Origin of the sequence: Nostoc sp. DedSLP03, assembly GCF_034530815.1 — a bacterium.
Classification (GTDB): domain Bacteria; phylum Cyanobacteriota; class Cyanobacteriia; order Cyanobacteriales; family Nostocaceae; genus Nostoc.
This window is the reverse complement of the sequence record NZ_JAVRCK010000180.1, coordinates 1-5,631: the sequence shown is the minus strand read 5'-3', so window position 1 is coordinate 5,631 and position 5,631 is coordinate 1. Positions and strand designations below refer to the sequence as shown.

The following is a 5,631-nucleotide window of genomic DNA, read 5'->3' as shown; positions in this document are numbered from 1 at the left end:
ATGACAAATGACAAATGACAAATGACAAATGACAAATGACAAATGACAAATGACTAACTAACAATTCCCAAGACAAACTCACCTTCATTTACAGCTTGATTTGTTGCGACATCATAAACTAATCCATCATGTTGAGCGCAGACATCAATTACACTAGGTAGTTGACCTTCTTTATTAAAACTGAGAATTTGATACAGCTTGTCTCCAGCTTTGACTGTACTACCTAATGCTATTCTCCATTGAATCATCCCACCTGCGATCGCATAATATTTTTTTCGGTTGCTGCTAGATGCAAAAGTCATCTCATGGGTTTTTGTGTCACCTGATACAGACATTTGCAGTACACCTTTTTGTGCTAAATAATTTTTTACACCCCGTACACCTTTAGCAATTGAATCAGGATTCATTTGCATTCCTGAGCCTAATTCCAGTGTCCAAGCTTCCACATCAAACTTGATTTCTCTACCCAACTCTTTAAAACAAGCTTCCAGCGCTAACCAAGGTTTGATAAAAGCTTCATCAAAAGCATCACCATCGTATTTATCAAGTAAGATTCCAAAATCTAGTAGAAAGTGTTTTGCACTGTCTTCTCGATTTCGGAAGTAATAAAGGTAGTCTAAAGCTTGATTTGTAGAACTATGTAAATCAATTAAGTAGTCTGCATCTAAACTCAGGTTTTGTAACTTGTAGCCAAAAAGCTCAGTGTATGGCACTGCACTAGGAGAATTAATTTTTTCTAAAATTTTCGCAAATTGTTGCTTAATTATAGTTAGATAATTTTGTCGAACGACCTTTAGATCGATATGAAGTTGAGATTTAGTAAAAGCTACTAAATCATCAGCTTCTTTTTCGTAGTCCCAAAATATGCGATTCCAGTCTTTAGCTTCGTAAATGCAGTAACGTCCGGGGGAAAAATGATGAGCGCGTTCATTCGTCCCCATTGGATTACAAACGGGAACTAGCCAAATTTCTCCAGTTAAATCTGTATCATTTATTGTTAATAAAAACTCAATTAGCTGGTGAATAACGGCATTACCAGCAATTTCTGCACCGTGCAGATTAGATTGAATGTAAACCTTTTTACCAGGTTGAGCGCCGATGAATTTGTATAGTTGTAAAGATAGGCGATCGCCCGAAGCCATTTGACGTAATACAATAGTCTCAATAACTGGCTGCATAAAATAATTCGCTGATAATTTGAGTACATTATCGCTGTATCTGTACTGAATTAAAACTCAATCTTCCTCTCTGTGCCTCTGCGTAAATTACTCAAATTAAGCTAGCATCAATTTACCCAGTAACCAGCACAGCAGCAATGGCAACAAATTGGTTGCGAATCACCCATCAAGGCGAAACAATCCAACTTTCTTGGCAACGCGGATACGAAAATCCTCGCCTAGCCGCAGCAGTCCCTTTCCAACAACCTTTCGATGAAGAAAACGCGGCTGAATTGCGCTGGTATTTAGAAGATTATTTACAGTTTCCTTACGGTATTTTTCCAGATAACGCTGTAAAAATCGAACAAAAATTACAGCACTGGGGACAACAGCTATTTGAGTTAGTATTTCGCAGCACAGAAAAAGGAAGAGAGTTTTTTCAAGAAGCTACACGGCAAGGACTCGATAAATGCGAACTGGGCATCATTTCCGATAACGCCAACGTGCTGAATTTACCTTGGGAATTGCTGTATTCCCCCGACTATCAATTTCTTGCACCTTCACTGGCGGGGATGTATCGCAGTCTCAGCAGTCAGGGCGTAAAAGCACCATTGCCACCAATGCCCGATGACCAACTGAATATTTTATTAGTTATTGCCCGCCCTTATGATGAGCAAGACGTAAATTTTAAAACCATTGCCCGTCCTTTGCTGGCGGCGTTGCAACCAATACGTCAGCGAGTCAACTTGAAAGTATTGCGTCCCCCTAGCTTGAAAGCTTTTGAAGCAGAACTCCAGGCAAATAAAGGTTTTTACCATATCGTCCATTTTGATGGACATGGGAATTTTGACAGCGATACTCAAGGAGTTTTAGTCTTTGAAGATGAGCAGGGAAACGAGCAACTTGTTAATGCCAGAGAAATTGCCCAATATTTAACAGATTGTCGCGTGCCGATTTTTGTGCTGAATGCTTGCAAGTCTGGGCAAGTAGGCGAAGAAGCCTTTTCTTCAGTGGCGGGACAGTTGGTGAAATTGGGGGCAAAGGGTGTAGTAGCGATGGCGTATTCAGTTTACGCCAAAGGTGCAGAACACTTTGTTGGGCGGTTGTATGGGGAATTAGTCAGGGGAGAGTGTATCGCTACAGCCGTTGCAGCAGGGCGCAAGTCCATGTCTATTGAAAAAATGCGCCCCAGTCCCAAAGGAAATTTACCTTTACAAGATTGGCTTGTGCCGGTGCTGTATCAGCAGGAACCCTATACGCCTTTTGTTCCTCAAAAGACAGCACCCAGTTTTGCCGATTTGATGGCGCAAGCGGACAACATTTCAGAAAGCAGCAAAGCTGTAGGTTTACCTGATGAAAGCGCTTATGGTTTTATTGGGCGAGATTATGAGATTTTGCGTTTAGAGAGAGCATTTCGGCAAAATCATCTGGTGCTGGTGCAGGGAATGGGCGGTGTCGGTAAAACTGAGTTAGTCGCAGGTTTCGCCCGGTGGTTGGATGATACCCAAGGACGCGAACGTATTTTCTTCACCTCCTTTGAACAAGGTGCGGGGTTGAGTCAGGTAATTAACCAAATTGGTAGGGCGTTGGGCGGTGAGAGATTTTCCCAAATGATGCTAGAACAGCAAGAGGCTGTGGTGCGGCAATATCTGCAAACTCATCCTTGTTTGTTGATTTGGGATAACTTTGAACCTGTCAACGGTTTCCCCACGGGGAATGAACCATTATTGAGTGGGGAAGAGAGAAATAAGCTGAAGCGGTTTCTGAAGGAATTGCGGGGTGGGAAATCTTGGGTATTAATTACCAGTCGCCGCGAAGAACCTTGGCTAGATTGTGGGTATAGTTTAATCAATTTGCGGGGGTTATCTCAAGCGGATGCCCAAGAGTTAGCCGCGAAGATTTTGCAAACGGTGGGTGTGGAGAGAAAGAACCTGCCAGCAGAGTATTTGGAATTGCTGAAATTGTTGGGAGGACATCCCTTGTCGTTGCGGGTGGTGTTGCTGCATTTAAAGACGCAGACACCCGTGCAGTTAATTGAGGCGCTGCGGCGGGGGTTGGATACTTTTCAGGGAGTGGAGGAGGAAGGTAGGGATAAGTCGCTAACGGTGTCGTTGGATTATTCGTTTGCGAAGTTATCGGAGAAGGCGCAGCGACATTTACCGTTTTTGGCGTTGTTTTCTGAACGGGTTGATGTTGATTGGCTGCATATTTTTTCAACGAACCCTGATGATAGTGATGGAAAAGCTTATCAGGCGGTGTTTGGGGAGAACTTACAAAAAGCTGATTGGTTGCAGCTGCTTAATGAAGCCGCCGCCGCAGGTATTATGGAATATTTGGGTGGAACTATTTACAAAATTCACCCCGCATTACCTTGGTATTTGCGCCAGCAGTTAAACAAAATAGCTTCTCAAGAGGTGATTAATGAACTGGAAAAAAAGTTGCTATTTTTCTACGCTTATTTGGCGGATAAGTATCACCAGAAACTCATCAGCAACGCAGAATATGCAACTTTTATACTGCGAGTGGAAGAACCAAATCTGTTGCAAAATCTACGCCTAGCCGAACAGCAACAGGAATGGGCTAAAGCACAATCGATTCTACAAGTCTTGCAAGTCTATGAGCGCATCGGGCGCAAACCCGAATTTAAGTCGCTGCAAAAACGGGCGCTGAAGCAAATTGGTATCCACTTGGCAGATGCAAAAGCAAAGGGTAAAGATGCTGTTGATTTCTGGATATATTTGCGGAGTTACGAAGCTAATGAGGCACTACTAAGTGCTAATTTGGCAGGTGCAAGTAAAATTCATCAAGAAATTCTCGATGAATTGATCCCTTTAAATGACCTTTCAGAAAATAACATAATTGCTGTTTCTTATAACCAACTGGGCATAGTAGCCCAAAAGCAGAGGCAGTTTGATGTGGCGATTGATTACTACCACAAGGCGCTGAAGATATATGAAGATGCTGGGGATTTCTACTTTGCTGCTCATGAATATCACAATCTGGGCAATGTTGCCTATGAGCAGAGGCAGTTTGATGTGGCAATTGATTACTACCACAAGGCGCTGAAGATATATAAAGATGCCGGAGATTTTTACTCTGCTGCTCGTGAATATCACCAACTGGGCATGGTAGCCGAAGAGCAGAGGCAGTTTGATGTGGCGATTGATTACTACCACAAAGCGCTGAAGATATTTGAAGATGCTGGGGATTTCTACTCTGCTGCTTATGAATATCACCAACTGGGAAATGTTGCCCAAAAGCAAAGGCAGTTTGATGTAGCTATTGATTACTATTACAAGGCGCTGAAGATATATGAAGATGCTGGGGATTTGTACTCTGCTGCTCGTGAATATCATAATCTGGGCAATGTCGCTTATGAACAGAGGCAGTTTGATGTAGCTATTGATTACTACCACAAGGCGCTGAAGATATATGAAGATGCTGGAGATTCGTACTCTGCTGCTAGTGACTATCACCAACTGGGCATGGTAGCCCAAGAGCATAGGCAGTTTGATGTGGCGATTGATTATTACCAAAAGGCGCTAAAGATATTTGAAGATACCGGGGATTTTTACTCTGCTGTTAGTGACTATCACCAACTGGGCATGGTAGCTGAAGAACAACAGCAGTTTGATGTGGCGATTGATTACTACCACAAGGCGCTAAAGATATATGAAGACGCTGGGGATTTGTACTCTGCTGCTGATGACTATTACACACTGGGCAATGTCGCCTATAAGCAGAGGCAGTTTGATGTTGCTTTTGATTACTACCACAAGGCGCTAAAGATATTTGAAGATACCGGGAATTTGTACTGTGCTGCTAATGACTATCACGCACTAGGCATGGTAGCCGAAGAACAACAGCAGTTTGATGTGGCAATTAAATATTATCAAAAAGCCTGGGAAGTTTATCAGCAATTCAAGGATTGGTATTGGGCTTCACTAACATTAGCTAAATGGGGAAGGGTTTTAGAAGCTCAAGAAAATTACGCTGAGGCTTTGCCAATTTACATTCGTGGTTTAGCCATTGGCTTACAGCATATTCAAGATTCGATTGGTTATTATATCAATGCTTTAGCCCGTATGCTCCAGCAGTTAGGTGAAAGCCAGTTTCAAAGCATTTGGCGCGAGGCAACGGGTGAAGAGTGCGCGGGTGAGGTGCGCGAGGCAATTTGGGCAGCGCGAGATAGCCTAGAAACAGAGTTGTAGGGTGCAGTGCAAGATTTATTGCCAACGTCAAATCATTCATAAGTTTTATTTAAGCATTGCTAGCGATGTCTACGACGGGCTACGCCTACGCACAAAGCGCACTACCCTAAGAGGATGTCTGAAAACTTTTTGGTGTTGTATTTGAGACTTGTAGATCCCCCTAAATCCCCCTTGAAAAGGGGGACTTTGATTCCGGTTCCCCCCTTTTTAAGGCTTGTCATTACCAACATCTTTTAAAGTGAGGTAGGGATGTAATAGAGTCA

2 protein-coding genes are annotated in these 5,631 nt (G+C 42.9%); one reads left to right on the top strand and one right to left on the bottom strand.

The window, feature by feature from the left end:
• Window positions 1–53 precede the first annotated feature (53 nt).
• On the bottom strand, window positions 54–1,178 hold the full coding sequence (locus RM368_RS37725) for a succinylglutamate desuccinylase/aspartoacylase family protein (RefSeq protein ID WP_322698802.1): 1,125 nt from the start codon (window positions 1,176–1,178) through the stop codon (window positions 54–56).
• A gap of 137 nt (window positions 1,179–1,315) precedes the next feature.
• Between RM368_RS37725 and RM368_RS37720 the strand changes: the two genes are divergently transcribed.
• Window positions 1,316–5,368, top strand: coding sequence for a tetratricopeptide repeat protein (locus RM368_RS37720; RefSeq protein ID WP_322698801.1), 4,053 nt, complete (start codon window positions 1,316–1,318; stop codon window positions 5,366–5,368).
• Window positions 5,369–5,631: the final 263 nt, after the last annotated feature.

Excerpts from the sequence above, each read along its gene's own strand:
- RM368_RS37725 (WP_322698802.1), bottom strand. The coding sequence starts at position 1,178 with ATGCAGCCAGTTATTGAGACTATTGTATTACGTCAAATGGCTTCGGGC.
- RM368_RS37720 (WP_322698801.1), top strand. The coding sequence starts at position 1,316 with ATGGCAACAAATTGGTTGCGAATCACCCATCAAGGCGAAACAATCCAA.